6 protein-coding genes are annotated in these 18,640 nt (G+C 63.3%); all 6 read right to left on the reverse strand.

Annotated elements, in window-relative coordinates; genetic code table 11:
• Window positions 1–96 precede the first annotated feature (96 nt).
• Window positions 97–2,193, reverse strand: coding sequence for an HlyD family efflux transporter periplasmic adaptor subunit (locus ACSFE6_RS23940; protein ID WP_435429900.1), 2,097 nt, complete (start codon window positions 2,191–2,193; stop codon window positions 97–99).
• Window positions 2,193–3,539 carry an efflux RND transporter periplasmic adaptor subunit gene (locus ACSFE6_RS23945; protein WP_435429901.1) on the reverse strand — a complete coding sequence of 449 codons (1,347 nt, stop codon included), beginning with the start codon at window positions 3,537–3,539 and terminating at the stop codon, window positions 2,193–2,195. Before ACSFE6_RS23945 ends, ACSFE6_RS23940 begins: the two co-directional genes overlap by 1 nt.
• Window positions 3,536–4,261, reverse strand: a complete 726-nt coding sequence (locus ACSFE6_RS23950) for an efflux RND transporter periplasmic adaptor subunit (RefSeq protein ID WP_435429913.1) — start codon at window positions 4,259–4,261, stop codon at window positions 3,536–3,538. The genes ACSFE6_RS23945 and ACSFE6_RS23950 overlap by 4 nt, the downstream gene beginning before the upstream one ends.
• Before the next feature lie 19 nt (window positions 4,262–4,280).
• Window positions 4,281–5,816 carry a TolC family protein gene (locus ACSFE6_RS23955; protein WP_435429902.1) on the reverse strand — a complete coding sequence of 512 codons (1,536 nt, stop codon included), beginning with the start codon at window positions 5,814–5,816 and terminating at the stop codon, window positions 4,281–4,283.
• A 28-nt stretch (window positions 5,817–5,844) separates the two neighbouring features.
• Window positions 5,845–17,199 (reverse strand): VCBS domain-containing protein, encoded by an 11,355-nt coding sequence (locus ACSFE6_RS23960; protein WP_435429903.1) that lies wholly within the window; start codon window positions 17,197–17,199, stop codon window positions 5,845–5,847.
• Between the two features lie 686 nt (window positions 17,200–17,885).
• Window positions 17,886–18,446: a cytochrome b gene (locus ACSFE6_RS23965; protein WP_435429904.1), complete on the reverse strand. Its 561-nt coding sequence runs from the start codon at window positions 18,444–18,446 to the stop codon at window positions 17,886–17,888.
• Between the last annotated feature and the right edge of the window lie 194 nt (window positions 18,447–18,640).

The raw sequence follows: 18,640 nt of genomic DNA on the forward strand, positions 1-18,640 counted from the left end.
CCCCCCCCCCCCCCCCCCCCCCCCCCCCCCCCCCCCCCCCCCCCCCCCCCCCCCCCCCCCCCCCCCCCCCCCCCCCCACAGGTTTACAGGCAATTTTCAAAATCCGCTTTCGCGCATCAACACCGCGAGAAAATGGGTCGCCACATCAGCCAGCACACTGCGTCGCTCGCCTTCGATTTTCAGGTGGCCACGGGTTTCGCGCAGGCTTGGCAGGGGCTCGTCGAGCTGGATCAGCACCTGGAACAGCGCCGCGCTCGGCACCAGCTCGTGTTCCTGCGATGTGGTCGGCACCGGTCCGCCAAAGCGCGACGACAACATGCGATGGGACAACTGGCTGGCGCGGGTACTGCCGATTACCAGCACCTTGCCGCCCAGTGGCGTGGTCTGGCCGTCAGGATAGAAGCGCACACGGTCGCCGGTGACCAGGCGATGCACCTGATCCTGGGCGACGTAGGCGTCGACTTGCCAACTGCGCGGATCGATCAAGATCCCCAGGGCGTCCTGGCGGCCGATCCACTGGCCGCTTTTCCAATCCGGGTTGACGTCCAGCCAAAGCCCGGCGAACGGGGTTTGCAGGTTGAGCCGGGCGATTTCCGAGCGGGCGGCCCGGGCTTCTTCGAATTGCACGTTCAGACGCTGGCGGGTAACGGCGTCTTCAGCCAGGCCGCCGGGGTCGGCCAGCAACCCGGACAGGCGTGCCTCATAGCTACGGGCATTGGCTTCGCTGCTGTGCAGGCGCGAGGCGATGTCCGGCTCGTCCAGTGTCACCAGCACTTCACCGGCCTTGACCGGGCCTTCGGCGTGAATCGATTGCAATCGCGCGGGGTAGGGTGCATAGACCCGTAGCTGATGCTCGGCGCGGGCTACGCCAACGGCGTCGATCTGGGTGCGCCAGGGCAGGGCGAGGCCAAGCAGTATCAAGCCCAGCACACTGTAGAACAGCACTTTACGCTTGCTCGGAATGTTCGCGCGTTGGGTCCACCAGTGGCTCAGTTCGCGCATCACCGGCATGGCGATAAACCAGGAGAGTTCGACCATGAACAGGATGATCCCCAGCAATTTGAAGAAGAACAGGTAGACCGCCAGGGCGATCCCCAGAAACAGCACCAGCCGATAGACCCAGGTGATGATGGCGAAGGTCACCAGTAGCCGGCGTTGGCCGGTGGGAAACACCTCCGGCCAGTCTTCCTGCAAGCCCAGCAGGTTGCGCCGCAGGGTGACCCGGGCGAGCGCCGAAGCGCGCTCGTGCAGGTTGGGGAAATCCAGCAGGTCGGACAGGATGAAGTAACCGTCGAAACGCATGAACGGGCTGGCGTTCAAGGCCAGGGACAACAGCCAACTGGTGGTCGCCAGGTACAGCAGGGCATTGCGCAGCGCCCCCGGATCACACAGCGCCCAGCCCAGGGTTGAAAGCCCGGCGAGGGACAATTCAGTGACGATCCCGGCCGAGGCGATGGCCAGCCGCTGGCGGGAGCGACTGAGCTTCCAGCTTTCGCCAGTGTCGGTGTAGAGCATCGGCCACAGCACCACGAAGGCGATGCCCATGTGCCCGACGCGCAACCCCAGCCGCGTCGCCACCAGCGCATGCCCCAGCTCATGCAGGGTTTTGGCGACGATCAGCGCCAGGGCGAAACTGAACAGGCCTTCGGTAGAAAACGATTCGACCACGGCGCTGGTAAAGCTGTCCCATTGTTGCAGGACCAGAATCACCCCCAGCACGCTCAGGCTCACCACCAGCATCGCGGTCAGCGGATGGAACAACCAATGCAGGGAATGGGCCAGGTGTTGCAACGGCTGTTGCGGGCGCAGCAGCGGAATGCGGAAAAACAGGTAGTGATGCAGCCACCAGCGCCAGCTCAACCAACTGCCTTCCTCGCCCTTGGCCTGCAAACGCGCCAAGGCGGCGGGCCCGGCACGCAGCAATTGGTGTTGTTCGAGGAACTGGCGAAAGTCGAGGATCTGCTCCACATCGGGTTTGAGCGCGGTGCCCTCGGCGATCTGCTGGCTGATCTGGCGCGGCGATTGGCCCCAGCGCAGCAGGCATTCGAACTCCAGCCAGCCGATGCGATAGAAGCGGTTGATCACCGTGTCCTGGATCACCCACGCCGGCTCGCCGCTGCTGCCATGGGCGGCCTCGCTCAGGCGCAGGTCCTCGCGCAACGGGGGCACGGGAATGTCGGCCGGGTCGAGCATTACCAGCCACTCCAGGCACGCAATGTCGCCAGCGGTCGACGCAGCAGGTAATAGCCGAGCATCACCCGACCGCCATAGAGTTTGGCGGTACCGTGCAGGCCCAGGCGGGCGTGTTCCGGCGTGCCGTCGATGCTCGCCAGCAGCCGATAGGCGACCACGCCTTCATCGCTGGGGCGGGCCTGGTAGCTGGTTTCGAGGATCTTGCCCTTGAGCGGGGTCAGCGGGTACGCCGTCAAAAACAGCGTGACTTCGGCGCCGGGTTCCAGGGCGATGGCATCGGCCACCGCCAGTTGGATCAACATCGCCGGTTGAGTCGGGTCGGCCACTTGCATGATCCGCTCACCGGTCACCACCGGTTTGCCCAGCCAGTCGTTGGGGTCGCTGAACACCGCGACGCCGGCGCGAGGCGAAAGCACCTGAGTGCGCTTGAGTTGCGCCTGTACCGCCGCCAGTTCGGCCCGGCGCTGTTGCGAGCGTCCTTCGAGCAGGGTCAGCTCGCTTTTGCTCTGCGGGTTATCGAACGCTCGCTGGCTGGCGGCCTGTAACTCGGCATCGGCCACCGCCACTTCCTTGCCGAGCACTTCGGCGCGGCTGCGCAGGGTGGTTTCGTCCAGGGAAAACAGTGGCGTGCCGGCTTCCACCGGCTGATTGGGACGGACCTGGATGTGCTCGATCACCCCGTCGATGGGCGAGCTGATGATCTGCGCCTGACGGGAGACGATTTCCGTCGGCGCCAGGGCCGTTTGCCGCACGGGCAGCAACAGCAAGGCGCCGAGCACCAGCAGCCCCAACAGCAGTTGCTTGCGGCTGGGCCACCAGCGGCCGAAACGCCGACGCTTGGTCAGCGCGGTCCAGCAATAGGCCCAAGTGTTGATCGGGCCGGCCAGGACCTGACGCAACAGGGCGGGGGGTTCCTGTTCGAGCAGCAGCAACAGCAAGCCCAGGCGATGCCCTTCGCGATCCTGAATCGGCACGCACCACAGGCCCGACGGCCACCACTCGATCCAACCTTCACTGATGTCCGCAGGCGCGGTGGTGCTGTCCTGGGTCAGCCAGACCGGTTCGCCGTCCGGCACCTGGGTGGCGATCCAGCGACTGGCGCGACCTAACCAGACTAAATAGGGCGAGTCTTCGCTGGGGCGCGACAGGCCTGACACGCAGAGTAATTCCAGGGAAGACTCACGTTGAGCGAACACCAGTGCCTGATGAAACGGCAACAGCGGATACAGGTCGTTGGCCATGCTGAAGGCCAGGGCGTTCAGCGAGTCGGCGGCGATGGCCTTGTCACGCAGGGCATCGAGTTCCAGCAGCAGGTGCGGGTGGGGCAGGGGTTCATTCATGGTCATGGCTGGGCCGTTTCCTGATTGAACCGCGCCGTGCCGCTCATGCCGGCCATCAGGTCAGGGAATTTTTCGTCGAGCCGGGCTTCCAGTTCGACGGTCTGGGCCACGGCATCGACCCGCGAATTGACCACCGTGACGTGGGCCGGATAGGTCTTGCCCGTCTCATGGATGCTCACTTGCAACGGCATCCCCTTTTTCAGGTTCTTGAGCATGTTCGACGGCACGTTCAGTCGTACCTTCAGTGCGCCATCGCTGACCAGATCGAACAGCGGCGTGCCGGCGCTGACCGTCTGGTAGGGCTTGACGTAGACCTTGGCCACCGTCCCGGAAAACGGCGCCAGTACCTGGCAGTAACCGCTCTGGGCCACGCCCATGGCCCGGGCACCCTCGGCCTTCTGCACTTCGGTGTTGGCCATCGACACTTCGATGTCGCCGACGGCATTGAGTTGGCGCAGCTGTTGTTTGGCTTGCAGGTTCTGCTTGGCCATCGCCAGTTCAGCCACCGCGACTTTGCTGCGCGCCTCGGCTTCATTGCAGTTGAAGCGCGCCAACAGGGCGGATTTGACGACGTGTTCGCCGAAGGTGGCTTTTAATTCTCCGAGTGTTCCGTTCATCTGGCTGGAGAGGGTGGTCTCCAGTTCGGCGGCGAGCAACACGCGGATTGTCGTGGTGCTTTCCATGGATGAGTCCTGGGCCTGAACCCCGAGTGTGGCAGCGGTCAGCATGAGCAACAACCATCGCGAGTCACGGGTGGGTCTGAACATTCGGCATTCCTTGCTGGGTGACGAGCAGCCGTTGCTGCTCCTGTTTGCTCAAGGTGTTCTGGATTTCCCGGGCCAGGGTCTTGATGTCATGTTTGTCGATTTCGTTGGGCAGTACGTCCAGGCCCACCGAGTTGTACAACCGCCCCCAGGCCGCCTGGGCACTGGAGAAGGCCGCTTCACGCTGATAGCGCGAGAGCAGAAAACGGCCTTCGGCGCGGATCACTTCCAGCTCGGAACCGAGGGCGCCGGTTTTGGCGGCCTGAGCATAATCGAGCAGGCTGCGATCGACCCGCAGGCTCTCATCAGTGAACTCTACCTCTTGACGCGCCAGCTGATAGCGCAGGGCGCCGACCCGTACCTGGGTCAGAATCGCCATCGACAGCGCCACACGCCGGGTGTCGTCGGTTTCGCTCTGGGATTTCTCAGCCGCGTTCAGCGATGGCAGTTGCAACAAGCGCAGCAGGTTCATCGAAACCTGCACACCGGTGCCCATCCAGTCGCTGTTGTAGTTGAATTTGTTCGAGTCGTATTTGTAGCCGTAGTCGAAGCTGACGTTCGGCCACAATTGCGCCTTGGCGATGTCCAGGTCCTTTTGGTTTACGCGCTTGCGGTACCACTCCTCCATGATCTCCGGGCGGTTCTCCATGGACAGCTGTTCAAGCTGCGCCATGCTCTGGTGCAGTTCCGGCAACGGTGGTTCGGTGTTGTCGGCCAGGACCATTTTCGAGCCCGGTGGCAATGACATCAGCGCCGCCAGTTCCGCCTGGGCGAACTCCAGGTCCTGGCGGCGTACGGTCAGCAGGTAGATGGAGTCGAGCAGGGCGCGCTGGTAAGCGAGGATTTCCTGGCGTGGCAGCAGGCCTTTGTTTTCTGCCTCGCGGGCCGAGGTCAGGGCGCTGTGGGTGCGAGCCAGCAGTTTGTCGACTTCCGGCATCAGGCGTTGGGCGCCCAGTGCTCGCCAGTAGGCATTGCGCACATCCTGCAGGACGTTCTGCGCGACTTTGCGCCGGCGCTCCTCGGCCATCAGGATCTGATCGGACTTCTGCTGGGTACGGTAATAAGCCACGCCGAAATCCAGCAGGCTCCAGCTCAGGCCCAGGCCGTAGAGTTCGCGATAGCGTTCTTCCGAGGTCGATGCACGCAAGCTGACTTCGCGGTCTTCGATGCCGATGGAGGTGCCACCGGAGTCGTTGTTACGCCCGGCATACCCCGCCGACGCCACCAGGCGCGGCAGCATCTCGTGGCTCGACACGTCGCGCAGGTCCGAGGCCAGTGCGCTTTCCATGAGCTTGAGGCGGTAATCGAGGTTGTACTTGAGCGCCCGCGCCGCCGCCTCATAGAAGGTAATGGGCGTGGTGACGGCCTCCTGGCCCGAGTACATGCGTGACTGATCGGCCAGGATGCGTTGACGGTTTTCCTCCTCGGTGGAGGGTTTGGGATCCAGCGAGGAGCAGGCGCTGAGCAGCATCGTCGAAACGAGGGCGGTACTCAGTAGCCTGGTTGCGGTTTTTGGCATATTCAATCCTTTGTGTTCACCGGTTCTTTCAGTTTGTCGGATCGCGAGGTTCTCGATTGGCCGGGTACAGACGGTTCGCAGCGGTTCGCAACTGGGCACTGAAACCCCGGGCCTGGCGCGGTTCGGCGGGTTTCTCGGCTTGTGCCGGGCCTTGGGTCATGTGGGCGCTGTCGATGGTGAACAGCGACGGATCAGCCAACAGGCCATCGGCACTCAGGCTGGTGCGGCCCTGGCGTCCGAGAATCCACAGCATGTCCAGATCACTTTCCCGGCGGCTTTCACGCACGGCCTGGGACACGAATTGGCCTGGAACCAGACCCAATCCTGCACCGAGCGAGTCAACCGGGAACTCGCCGATGCTGGCGATGCGCAGGTTTGAGCCACCGGCGCCCCAGCTCGAGACCTCGAGTGCCCGCGCCTCGCGCTCCACCACCGGGGTGATGAAGATCGCAGGAGTCGGGTCGGGCAGGCGAAAGGCGCCGTTGCGGTTGAGTCGGTTGGTCGGGTCGTTGTCGAAGAAATCGTTCTGCGGCGCCGGGATGAACGGCGAGGCGATGTCCAGGTTGATCACCAGTTCGGCCAGGTCGGTGGCACCGTTGATATCGCTGATGGTGTAGGTGAAGACATCCTGCAGCACCTGGCCCAATCCGGCAGCGGCCAGCACCGCGGGATTGGTCTGGTCGATCGTGTAGGTGTAGCTGCCGTCCGCGTTCAAAATCAACGTGCCATAGAGACCGAGGATCGGTTGGCCGATCACCCCGGGCGTGCCAGTGCCGGTTTCGCTGCCGGTGCGCACGGCGACCACTTGCAGGCCATCGTTGGCATCCACATCGCTGTCGTTGGGCAGCACATTGCCGGTGGCTTGCGGTGCGGGAGTCTGGTCACTGGCCACGGCACTGTCGTTCTGCGCCACCGGTGCATCGTTGGCACCCTGGATGACGATGGTCAGGCGTGCATCCGACGTCGCGCCGGCGGTGTCGGTCATGCGATAGGTGAAGGTCTCGCTCAGGGTATTGGCGGCGGTGCGCAGGGCTTGCACCTGCGGATTGCTGTTGTCGATCACATAGGTGTAGCTGCCGTCGGCGTTGAGGATCAACTGACCGTAAAGGCCCACCAACACTTGACCGGCATTGCTGCTCTGGCCGTTCTGGGCGCTGACGGACAACACCTGCTTGCTCTCGCCGTTGGCCACGCTGTCGACGTCGCTGTCGTTGTCCAGCACGTTACCGGTGGCGTTGGTGCCCGGCGTGCCGTTGTTGACCCCGCCGGCTTCGAGGGCGGTGCTGCCATCATCCTGCGCGATGGGCGTGTCGTTGCGGCCGTCGATGGTGATTTGCAGTTCGGCGCTCGAAGAGGCACCGAAGATGTCGGTCTCTGTGTAGGTGAATACATCGATCAGGGTCTGGCCGCTGATTCGCAGGGCCTGCACCGCGGGCAAGCTGTTGTCCAGGGTATAGCGCCAGGTGCCGTCGGGCAGCAGGACCAGATCGCCGTATTGCCCGCGCAAGGACGTGCCGATCACGCCCGTGGTGCCGGTTCCGGTCAGGGTTCCGGTGCGCACCGCCGAAATGGTCAGGGCATCGTTTTCCAGGTCGGTGTCGTTGCCGATGACGTTGCCGCCGGGATCTACACCCGGCTGTGCGTTGTTCAGGCCGCCGGCCTCCACGGCGGTACCGGTATCGGTGTTGGCGTGGGGCGCATCGTTGCGTCCGCGGATGATGATGTGGATCTCCGCCAGGTCGCTTTGCCCGCCAAGGTCCGTGACCTGATAGGTGAAGTGTTCATCGAGGAACTGCAACGGGCCCAACGCCTGAATGGTCGGGTTGCTGGAGTCGATGATGTAGGTGTAGTTGCCGTCGGCACCGATGATCAATTGCCCGTACAACCCATTGATCAGCGTACCGTTGGTGTTGTCGGTGCCCGGATTGACCGGGTCCAGCGCGCCACCGGCCGCTTCGGTGCCGAAGCGGATGCCGCTGACGTGCAGGGCATCGCCCTGGTCGACATCGGTGTCGTTGGGCAATACGTTGCGGGTTGGATTGACGCTGTTGCCCGCGCCGTTGTCGGCCACGGCCACCGCCACGTCGTTGGTGGCCACCGGCGCATCCCAGGCACCGTCGATGCGGATATTCAATTGGGCGATGTCGGTGGCCCCGGCGGTATCGCGCATGCGGTAGGTGAAGGTTTCCACCAGCGAATCGCCGACCTTGAGCGCCTGGACTGCTGCCAGGTTATTGTTGACCACGTAGCTGTACGTGCCATTGGCGTTGATGGTCAGGGTGCCGTACAGACCGTTGAGGGTTTGAGGGGCGATGACCCCGGTGAACGTACCGCCGGCCACTTCGGCGCCTGTGCGGATGCCCGTGACGATCTTGCTGTCGTTGGCATCGACGTCGGTGTCGTTAGTCAGCACATTGCCGCTGGGGTTGATCCCGGGCGTGGCGTTGGCGGTGCCGCCAGCTTCGACGGCCACGGTGCTGTCGTCGACTGCCAGTGGGTTGTCGTTGGTGCCGCGAATGGTAATGGTCAGGGTCGCGGTACTGGTGGCGCCGGCCAGGTCGCGGATCTGGTAGGTGAAGGTTTCGGTCAGCACGTCGCCGTTGGTGCGCAAGGCCTGGACCTGTGGGTTGCTGTTGTCGAGCACATAGGTGTAGCTGCCGTTGGCGCCGAGGGTCAGGGTGCCGAAAGCACCGGCCAGGCCCGAACCGATCACGCCGACGGAAGTGCCCTGACGCACGTCGATCACACTCAAGGTTTCGCCATTGCCATCGACATCGCTGTCGTTGGACAACACGTTACCGCTGGGGTTGACCCCCGGGATGGCGTTGTTCAGGCCACCGGCCTCGATGGCGGTGTTGACATCGTTCTGCGCCACCGGCGCGTCGTTGGCGCCCTGGATGGTGATGGTCAGGGTCGCGGTGTCCTGGGCGCCGCTGGCATCGATCACGTTGTAGTTGAAACTGTCAGCCAGGGTGTTGCCGGCACGCAAGGCCTGCACCGCGGCCATGCTGTTGTCCAGGCGATAGCTGTAGCTGCCGTCGGCATTGAGCGTGAGCCAGCCGTAGGTGCCGCGCAGTTCGGTGCCGAGGGTTCCGGCGGTACCCGCCGAGCCCTCGACGCCGGTACGCACCGACGCCACGGCACGCGTTTCGCCGTAATCATGGGCGGGGAGGTCGGCAGGGATTTCGCCACCGTCGACGTCGGTGTCGTTGCCCGGAAGATCGCTCAGTACATTGCCGGTTGGGTCCACGCCGGGCAGGTTGTTGTTCACGCCACCGGCTTCGATGGCCGTGGCAGCGTCATCGTTGGCCACCGGATTGTCGTTCTGGCCGCGAATCAGCACGATGATCTCGGCGGTGTCGGTTTCCGGTGTCGGGTTCACGCCGTCGCTGATGGTGAAGGTGAAACGTTCGAGCAACAGGTCGGAGCTGCGGCGCAACGCTTGGACGTCCGCGTTGTTGTTATCGACGACATAGCTGTAGCTGCCGTCGGGATTGATGGTCAGGGTGCCGTACAAACCGACGACTACCGTACCGCCCGCCACCACGGGCACGGAGGTGCCCCCGGCGCTTTCCGCGCCGGTGCGGATGAAGGTGACCGTCAATGGGTCGCCGTCCGGATCGAAGGCATTGACCGTCGCATCGCCCACCGGGTTGACCCCTGGCGTGCCGTTGTTCACACCGCCACTTTCGGTTGCGATCGAGATGACGTTCTGTGCCACGGGCGGGTCGTTCACGCCGCGCACGGTGATCACCAGCTGCGCGGTATCGGTCAGCCCCTTGGTATCGACCACGCGGTAGGTGAAGACCTCGGTGAGCGTCTGCCCGGCTTGCAGGCCCTGGACCGTGGCATTGGTGCTGTCTACATCGTAGAAGAACGAGCCGTCGGCGCCGATGCGCAGGGTGCCGTACAAACCGACCACCACCGTGCCGTTGGCCTGGGTGCTACCGGCAGTGACAGCGGTCAGCACGTCATTGAGCGGATCGTAAGTGGCCTCGCTTTTGTTGATCACGCCGTTGACCTGCAACTGCTCGCTGGGCTGGTCGGCGGCATCGACGTCCGTATCGATGCCGTTGTCGACGGTGCCCGGACGGCTGGGGAACAGGATGACGTTGCCGGTGGGGTTGCTCTCGGTGGCGTTGCCGTTGGTGGAGGCGGCCTGGGCATCGGCGGCATCGTCGCTGGCCACCGGATTGTCGTTGGCGCCCTGGATGACGATGTTCAGTTGCGCGACATCGTTCAAGCCGCCGGCGTCGGTGACCCGATAGCTGAAGATCTCGACCAGTTGTTCTCCGGCGCTCAGGCGCTGCACGGTGACGTTGTCATTGTTGACGACGTAGGTGTAAGTGCCATTGGCGTTGATGGTCAGGGTGCCGTAGAGCCCGTCAATCGGGATGCCGACCGGGTTGAAGTTGCCGGGGTTGGCTTCGGCGACCGCGCGAATACCGGTGACGGTTTTGGTTTCGCCATTGGCCACCGTGTCGACGTCGGTGTCATTGGTCAATACGTTGCCGCTGGCATTGCTGCCCGGGGTGCCATTGAGCACTCCGCCGGCCTCGATCGCGATACCGGTATCGTTGACACCCACCGGGGTGTCGTTGGCACCCTGGATGGTCACGGTCAATCGGGCGATGTCGGTGGCACCGGCCAGGTCGGCCAGCACGTAGTCGAAACTGTCGGTCAGGGTCTGCCCTGACAGGCGCAAGGCCTGAACCAGCGGATTGGTGTTGTCGACGATGTATTGGTAGGCGCCGTTGCTGCCGACCAGCAGTCGACCGTATTGGCCTGTGATGACCGTCACGGCGGCCACTGGCGTTTGCGCCCCGGCATTATTGACCGAGGCCACGGACACCACATGCAGCTTGTCGGCGTTGGTGGCGATGTCGACGTCGGTATCGTTGGTCAGCAACTGGCCGGTGGGGTCGACGCCGATCACGTTGTTGTTGGTACCACCGGCTTCCACGGCGGTGGCACTGTCATCGACGCCCACCGGTGGATCATTGACCGGTGCCAGGATGATTTGCAGGGTGTCGGTGTCGGTCAGAGCGTCGGCGGCGGTGCCCGGGGTGCCATCGCCATTGGCATCGCCGAAATTGCCCTGGTCGTTGCTGATCACGGTCAGGGTGTCGGTGCCGTTGAAGTTGGCGTTGCCCAGGTAGCGCAGGCTGGCCAACACGGTGTTGACGTCGGCCAGGGTGCCGCTGAGGGTGAGGGTGGCGGTATTGGCGCCGTTGACCGTTACCCCCGGCAGCGTAGTGCCCAGGGACAAGGTGCCGTGCAGCACGCTCAGGGTCACGCTGATATTGCGATCGGCGACGTTCGGGTCACGGTCGACGTCGATGTCCGCAACGCTGATGCCCCCGATGTTCAGGGTGACATCCTCCAGGCCTTGCTGGTTGCCGGGGAGGGTGTTGACCGGTGCATCGTTCTGTTCGACGTAACCGGCGTTCGCCGCTTGGGTATCGGCGTCGCCCAGGGAAATGGTGATCTGGCCCAGGGTGCCGCCGTCGCTGTCGATGCGCACGCGCAAATCGCCCACCGGTTGCGGGTAGGTCACCAGTCCCGGTGGCGCGTCGATGCGGAATACACCCAATGGCAGCACACCGAAATGGTACTGGCCGTTGGCGTCGGTCACGGTGCTGAAAATCAAGTTGTCGGCGGTGGTGCTCAGTTGCCCGTCGGCCCCGGCCCAGGTCAGGGTGACGGTTTGCCCGGCGAGACCGGGACCGTCCGGAACGTTACTGGTGGTGGCCGACGCGGTGTCGTTCCAAAGCGTGCCGGTGATCACCCCGAGCCCGGCCGTGTCGCGCAGGATGTACTGGTTCGGGCCGACCGTGCTTCCGGTACGCTCGCCGTTGATAGTCCCGTCGATGCCGACGCTGTTGCCGCCCCAACTGGTGAAGTCCTCCGGCAGGCTGCTCCAGGTCAGCGTGGCATTGCTGCTGGCGATGACGGTGGCGTTGGGCAGGGTGACTTGATAACGCACCTGGACCTGAGCGCCGACATCCAGTTGATCGAAATTGACGCTCACGCCACCGGTGGTGCTGAAGGTCACGCCGGCGGGCAGGTTGCCCGGCCCGAAGGTGGTGCCGTTGATGGTGACGCTGACCAGGGTGTAATTGCTGCCGCCGGCAAAGTTGTCGACGACCTGGGCGTCGAACGCCGGTAAGCCGCCGTTCTGGGTGAAACTCAGTTGTACCGTGGCGGTGCCGGTGGTGCCCGCAGGATTCGGGTCGAAGGCCACCACTTGTTTGTCCAGGCCACTGAAGCTCGGTTCGACGATGCGTTCGAGAATCGTATTGCTGGCAGCACGACCCGCGCCGTTGACGATTTCCAGGGCACTGGCACCCAGTTGGGCACCGGCGATGTTGCTCGCCTGGTTGCCGACGCGGACGTTGAATTCCAGCACCACGCCCTCCAGGTCGTCATCGGTGCCGTTGCCGTTGACCACGTTGCCGAGGTTGAAGGTGATGGTCTGGCTGCCATCGGGGTTGGTGACGACGGTCAGGCGGCTGGGGTCGAACACCCCGGTTGGGCCCAGGCCCAGCAGGTCCGGGGTGATCGGCAAGGCTTCGGGGCTGTTCTCATTGCCGTCGATATTCAGCGTGCCGCCGACGATCAGGTTGGCATCGCTGGTTAGCCCGCCATTGGATATGAAACCGATGCGCAGGGCATTGACCAGCGCATCCGGGGAAATGAATTGCAACCCGTTGGCCAGGGTGATCTGGATCTGGTAATTGGGGTTGTTGCCTTCCGGCACCAGCACCACCACGCGATAGCGGATCACTTCGCCGATGGTCACCGCTTCCACGGGCGCCGTGGTCGGTGCCGGCGCGGCGGTGTCAGGCAAGCCGCCGACCCGGGAGATCTGGATGGCCTGGGCCACCGGCACCACCAGCACCGAGCTGTTGCGATAGTCGTTGAGCGTACCGCCATTGAGCGTGCCGTCGACGCCGGTGCGTTCGCCGCCCTGGGTGCCGTCGAGACTGGTCCATTGCACGGTCGCCAGGTTAGTGAAGTTGGACTGCGACGCCGCCGTGGCATTGACCACGCCCGACAGGCTCAGGACGATGCTGCCGCCCTTGGCGATGTCGATGTTGGCGCCGTTGACGGTGCGCAATTGACCATTGACGATTTCGAAATCGACCCCGCCATTGTTGGTCGCGCCACCTTGATAGAGCTTGCCCGTCAGGATGATGTTGTCCAGTTGGGTGGGCAGGTTGTCGAGGAAGCTGATGTCGAAGGCGTTGAAGTCACTGCCGCCCGTGCCGTTGCTCAGGGTGATGGTGAAAGTCACCGTGTCGCCCTGGTCATAGCCGCCCAGACCCGAGGTCGAGGTCAGTACCTGGGTGACGGTCAGGGTGGGCTCACGCACGGTCACGGTGGGTTGGCCGCCGGTGAGAGCGACGGTACGGTCCACCGCCACGTTGCCATTGGGTGTATCGCTGTCCGGATCGCTGAAGATCAATTGCGCGCTGTTTTGCAGGGCCTTGTTCGCCTGGTTGGCGATCACGTTGTTGGCCACCAGTTGCAGGCGAATCACGAAAGTATTGTTGCCGATCTGGTTGTCGGCGGTGGCGCCAGACACGCTGAAGGTCCAGCGCGCATCGACGCCGTCGTCGCCCAGGGTGCCGCCCTGACCGGCAAAACCGCTGACCACGATGCTGCCGACAAAGTCGGCGCCCAGCGCGCCACTGCCGGCGCGGGTGGTGATGATCTGATAGCCCAGGCCACCATTGAAGGTGGTGTCCAGGCGCATGCCCGGCGGGATCAGGTCTTCGATGCGCAGGGTTTGCGTGCTGCCCTCGGGCAGGGTGACGACGATGTCGTAGCGCATGCTTTCGCCGATCACCAGATCGCTGCCGGTGGTATGGGTGGCGCTGGAATCGCCGTTGTCCAGGGTGCCGTCGGCGAACACTTTGGTGATCACCGGTGCCGCCACCTGTTGGCTGGACAGGTCGGTCAGGTCGGTGGGGGTGAAGTCGCTTCCGCCATCGACGCTGGCGTAGTTGCTCAGGGTGGCGGTGCTTTGCAGGCTGCGGCTGGCTTCGATGGTCGAGCTGACGACCACGTCATAACTGATCACTACCACGTTGGCGCCGCTGGTGTCGGCGGCGGTGCCGCTGCGACCGGCGAGCAGGGTGGCCTGGCCACCGGCATCGAGGAAGGTGATCTGGTTGCCGCTGACGCTGTAGTCGATGCTGAGCACCAGCGCCGTGCCGTCGCCGCGGAAAATCTGCAGGTTGGCGGCGGCCAGGCTGCCGCCGACGAAGCTCAGGCCGGTGGGCAGGGTGATACTGGTGCTGACGTCGAAAGCGCCGCCCCCGCCGGTGTTTTCGATGGCGGTGACCATGCGCAGGGTGTCGCCGCCGTCGATGCCGGTGATGTTGCCATCCACTGCCGCCAGGTCGGTCACGCTGCCATTGAAGGGCACGCCGGTGCTGCCCGGCGGGTTCCAGCTGCCGGTGGTGTTGCTGACGGTACCGTTGGTGCCCGACACCACGCCGTGCTTGATTGCCAGCACCGGCTCGGCCACCGAGACGATTGCCACCACGTCCGAGGAAATCAGGGTGCGGTCGGTGAGGGTGGTTTGCTGGCTCGATTGTGCCAGCACATCCAGCGAGCGCTGATCGGCGAACGGCTGGTCGCCGACGCGAACGGTAAAGCGCACGACGATGCGGCTGCCGGTGGTATCGGCGGTCACGAAACTGCCGAAATCGAACACCACTGAGTTGCCCGCGGCGCTGGTGACAGTGAGCACGCCACCGGCATTGGTGTTGCCGGGCCCGATTTGCCATTGGCCGGGATCATCGCCGGTTGCCCAGGTTACGCCCGTCACGTCGAACAACGGCAGGGGCAGATAGGCGGTGAGTTTGAACTGCTCGTAGTCGCCGGTAATCAGGTCGTAAGTGAGTTCGAAGGTGACTTCATCGCCGGGACGCAGTTCACCGCTGGCCGGTGGTGTGCCGTCGTTGACCTCGACGATCTTGATGTCCACGGTGTTGGTCGGGATCACGCTGGTGGTGGCTGATCCGTCGGTTTCGCTTTGCCCGGTCAGGTTGAAGATGTCTTGAAGCAGCGTGCCATCGACCACGGCGGTGTTGCCCAGTTCGTCGCCTTCGTTGATTTCACTGTGGGGCGCACCCGATGGCGGTTTGTAGGTCTGGCCGACAATGGCCGAGTAGCTGAGTACTACCAGCACCGCGCCTTCCAGCCGGTCATCGAAGGCCAGGTCACCGTTGAGCCAGCCGCGAATATTGGAGAAGGCATTACGCAGCGATTGCGCGATGTCGAACACCATCGACGTGGTGCCATCGGCGTTGATCACCGCCGTCCTGACCAGTGCGATGGTTTGCGGCACGCCCGCGAGGGTGACGGTCAAGGTCGGCGTGCCGGTGAGGGTTTGCCCGTCGCTGAGCTGGTCGCGAATGACCAATTGGCCTTCGTTGAAGAAGTCCTTGCCGAAGGCGAAGTAGTCGGAAATCGCCAGGTTCAGCGTGTACTGCAAGGTGTCGCCGGGGGTGATGCCGGTCTGGCCGATGTCGGTTTGCAAGGTCACCTGTTTGAGCAGGGTGATGGACTTGGCGATAAAGTCGGTGGGTAGGCCGGTGCCGGTAAAATCGATGGTGGTGTTGGGTGCCACGACATCCCGTGGGTCCAGCGGTGCCCATTCGCCGCTGGCCGTTGGCGCGCCGAGGGTGATGGTGACGGCGTCGCCGGTAACCGGGTTGATGATCGTTTGGCCGTTGGCGTCGACCTCCGGCACATAGAACGCCACTTGGGTATTGGTCGCGGCGGTCAGGGTGTCGTATTCGACGGTAAAAGAGTTGATGTACACGGTATCGGAGGCGATCAGCGCGGCAATCGCCACCGGATCGGTGACCACGGTGCCGTCGTGCAGTGTGATGGAGGTCAGGCGGCCACCGGCGCCGGGCGTGATGGCCGTGACCTGGATGTTGTCCGGCAGCGGTTGGGTGACGACGACATGGCTCAGCGTCTGGCCCGGTGCAGGGGTTACGGTCACCGTCAGGGTGCGGCCGTAGTTCGGCCCCGTGGCGGTTTCGCCCTCGGGTGTGGAGAGCGTCTGATCGAAGGTGATCACCGTCGGATGCACGACAAACGCCACGGAACCCGCCTGAATCAGGCTCGGGTCGTTGAGTGGGTTGTCCAGCGCGTCATTGCCGAACTGGAAGCCACCGCTGGCGCGGATGGTCAGGTCCGGGCTGCCATTGGAGAAGTCGGTGTCGGCCAGGTTGCTCAGGCTGGCGGTGATCTGCACCGGAATCACCGGTTGCTGGTTGGTGACGCTGGCAAACGGCAACTCGATGACCACCAGCTTGTCGCCAGCGCGCATGCCAAAAGTCGCCGCATTAATGATCAGGAAATTACCACTGGCGTCTTTCGCCAGAGGATGGGTCGCGTTGCCGGCCGCGTCGAACGTTACCGTATGGGCGATCAGATTTTGCCCCAGGTAGGTGGCGGAGATGAAATTGACCCCGTCGTCGCCATCCTTGCCAGTGGCCGCCAGCGCCAGGTTGATGAACGGCGCGAAGCCGGCCTGGGTCGAGGTGTTGTTGAAATTGACCGTAAAGGTGAAGCGATCACCCAGCAGGACATCGCTGCCAGTCGCCGGCAAGGTCACGGTGGGAGCGGCATCGGCCAGCAAGCCATCGAAACTGGCCATGGCGGTGCTGCTAAGGGCAATGACCTTGTCGATATCGCCGACCCGGGTTTCCAGCGTCCAGTCGCCGCCGGCTGCGGTGCTGCCCGTGTCGTTGCTGGAGGCGGCGACATCGGCGCCCGTCCAGCGGGCCAGTTCGGTGACCAGGGTTTTACCGGCGGCACCCGCGCCGATGTCGCACCCATAGAGCTGGATGTCGGCGCCCTGGGTCAGGTTGTTGCGCCATTGTTCGAGGGTTTTGCTCAGTTGGTCTACGTTGTCGGCGGTGATCGTGCGATTGCCCAGGGTGAATTGTCCGGATGCACCGTGGGACAGCACCTGGATCGAATCCACTTTGCCCAGTTGCGCCAGTGCTGCGGAAATCGCCGCCAGGCCATCTTCACCGGCGTTGACCACAATAGCCGTGACGTTCCCCGGGAGTTGCGCCATTAATTGCTCGCGGTTTTCGATGCGACTGTCGATCACCAGCAGGCTGCGCGCGGCCGAGGGTGCCTGCTCGGTGGCAGGCCGGCCTTCGGTCTGGGTGGCGGGCGTGGCAGCCGGATCGGTGGCCGGATGCGCGGCCTCGGCGGGGTCGCTGTGATGCTGATCGGCGGCGGCCGAAGCGGCGGCACCGTCGAACAGGATCCTTGGCTCAAGGGCCAGGGCCTGACGTTGCGGGCGCAGATGAAGGCCGGCTAATTGACGCGGTGGTACTGACATAGTGGAAGTCCTCGACCTGCCTGCACGTTTAATCAATCCTTTGTACAAAACGCCCGCTGTTGGACAGGTTCAGCTTAGAACGAAATTTTCACATTTCCAGGCTGAAAACCGCGGTACAGAAGGCCTCGAGATATGTGGCGCAGAAGCCTTTAGCCATCATTGGGCGGATTGGCGGCGGCCTTTGCGTTTTTTTCTTCTACAAGCTTGTACGCCACGTAGTACTTGTAGATGTTGCCGACGTAATCCACGGTCTCCCGGCCCACCACCTGCGCGGCTGCCTGCTCTACATTAGCGAATCAGACGTTTTTGTCCAGATTGTACGAAGCTGTACACAGATATTCAGGTTCACGAAAAGATTGCCGTGCATGACAACTCGGAGTTTGCCTGGGCGATTCGCAAGAGGGGGGGGACAGATTGCAGTATGGCCAATGGCTGGCCATCCACAGGGTCGGAAGGCGCTGAAATAAAAATTTTGCAGGCCTCGATCCCGTCCGCAGAACCGGGACGAAGCCTCTGGAGGGGGGCTGCAAAAGCGAGGCGGCCTGACAGCCGACCTGATTTTTGCAAATGCACTCAATCCCCTGTGGGAGCGAGCCTGCTCGCGAAACGGGGCAGATCAGTCAACACATTTGCTGAATGATACTGTGCCTTCGCGAGCAGGCTCGCTCCCACAGGTTTTTTTGATCTCAGGTATTGCGACTTACCCCCTTGGGCATCATCCGCAACAAGGTGTTATCGCCCACCACGTAGTGGTGATACAGCCCGGCCACGGCATGCAGGCCGATCAGCCAATAACCAATGGTGCCGCCGAGCACGTGCCAGCCCTGGAGTTCCTTGGCCAGTTCCTTGTTCTCGGCCATCAGCATCGGCAGGTCGAGGCCATAGAACATCACTTGATTGCCTTTGGCACTGGTGACCAGCCAGCCAAGAATCGGCATGGCGATCATGAACAGGTACAGCGCCCAGTGCATCAACTTGGCCAGCGCAATTTGCCAGTGAGGCGAGGCCGGGAAGATTTGCGGTGCCGGGCCCAGGCTGCGGGCGAATAACCGTACCCAGACCAATACGAACACGGTCAGGCCGAGCATAAAGTGCGATTCGACAATCAGCGTTCGTGCGCCGCTGCCCTTGGGAAAGATGCCGCGCAGTTCGATAGAGGCGTAAACGAGTGCCAACAGGACCAGCATCAACCAATGCAGCGCGATCGATACGGTGCTGTAGCGTGATGCGGAGTTCTTCCACGGCATACGGTGTTCCTCACAGGTCAGGTCAAGCCACCGTTCTTGGTTGACGGTGTGCTTTAACTGTAATCCTGTTTCAACGCGTTTGCCTGAGACTATCTGTCGCGCAGTGCCTTTGTAGGAGCGAGCTTGCTCGCGATGGTGTACCAGTCAACAAAGAGGTGGCTGACACTCCATCGCGAGCAAGCTCGCTCCTACAG

The sequence above is a fragment of the Pseudomonas baetica genome, from assembly GCF_051216495.1.
GTDB lineage: Bacteria > Pseudomonadota > Gammaproteobacteria > Pseudomonadales > Pseudomonadaceae > Aquipseudomonas > Aquipseudomonas baetica_B.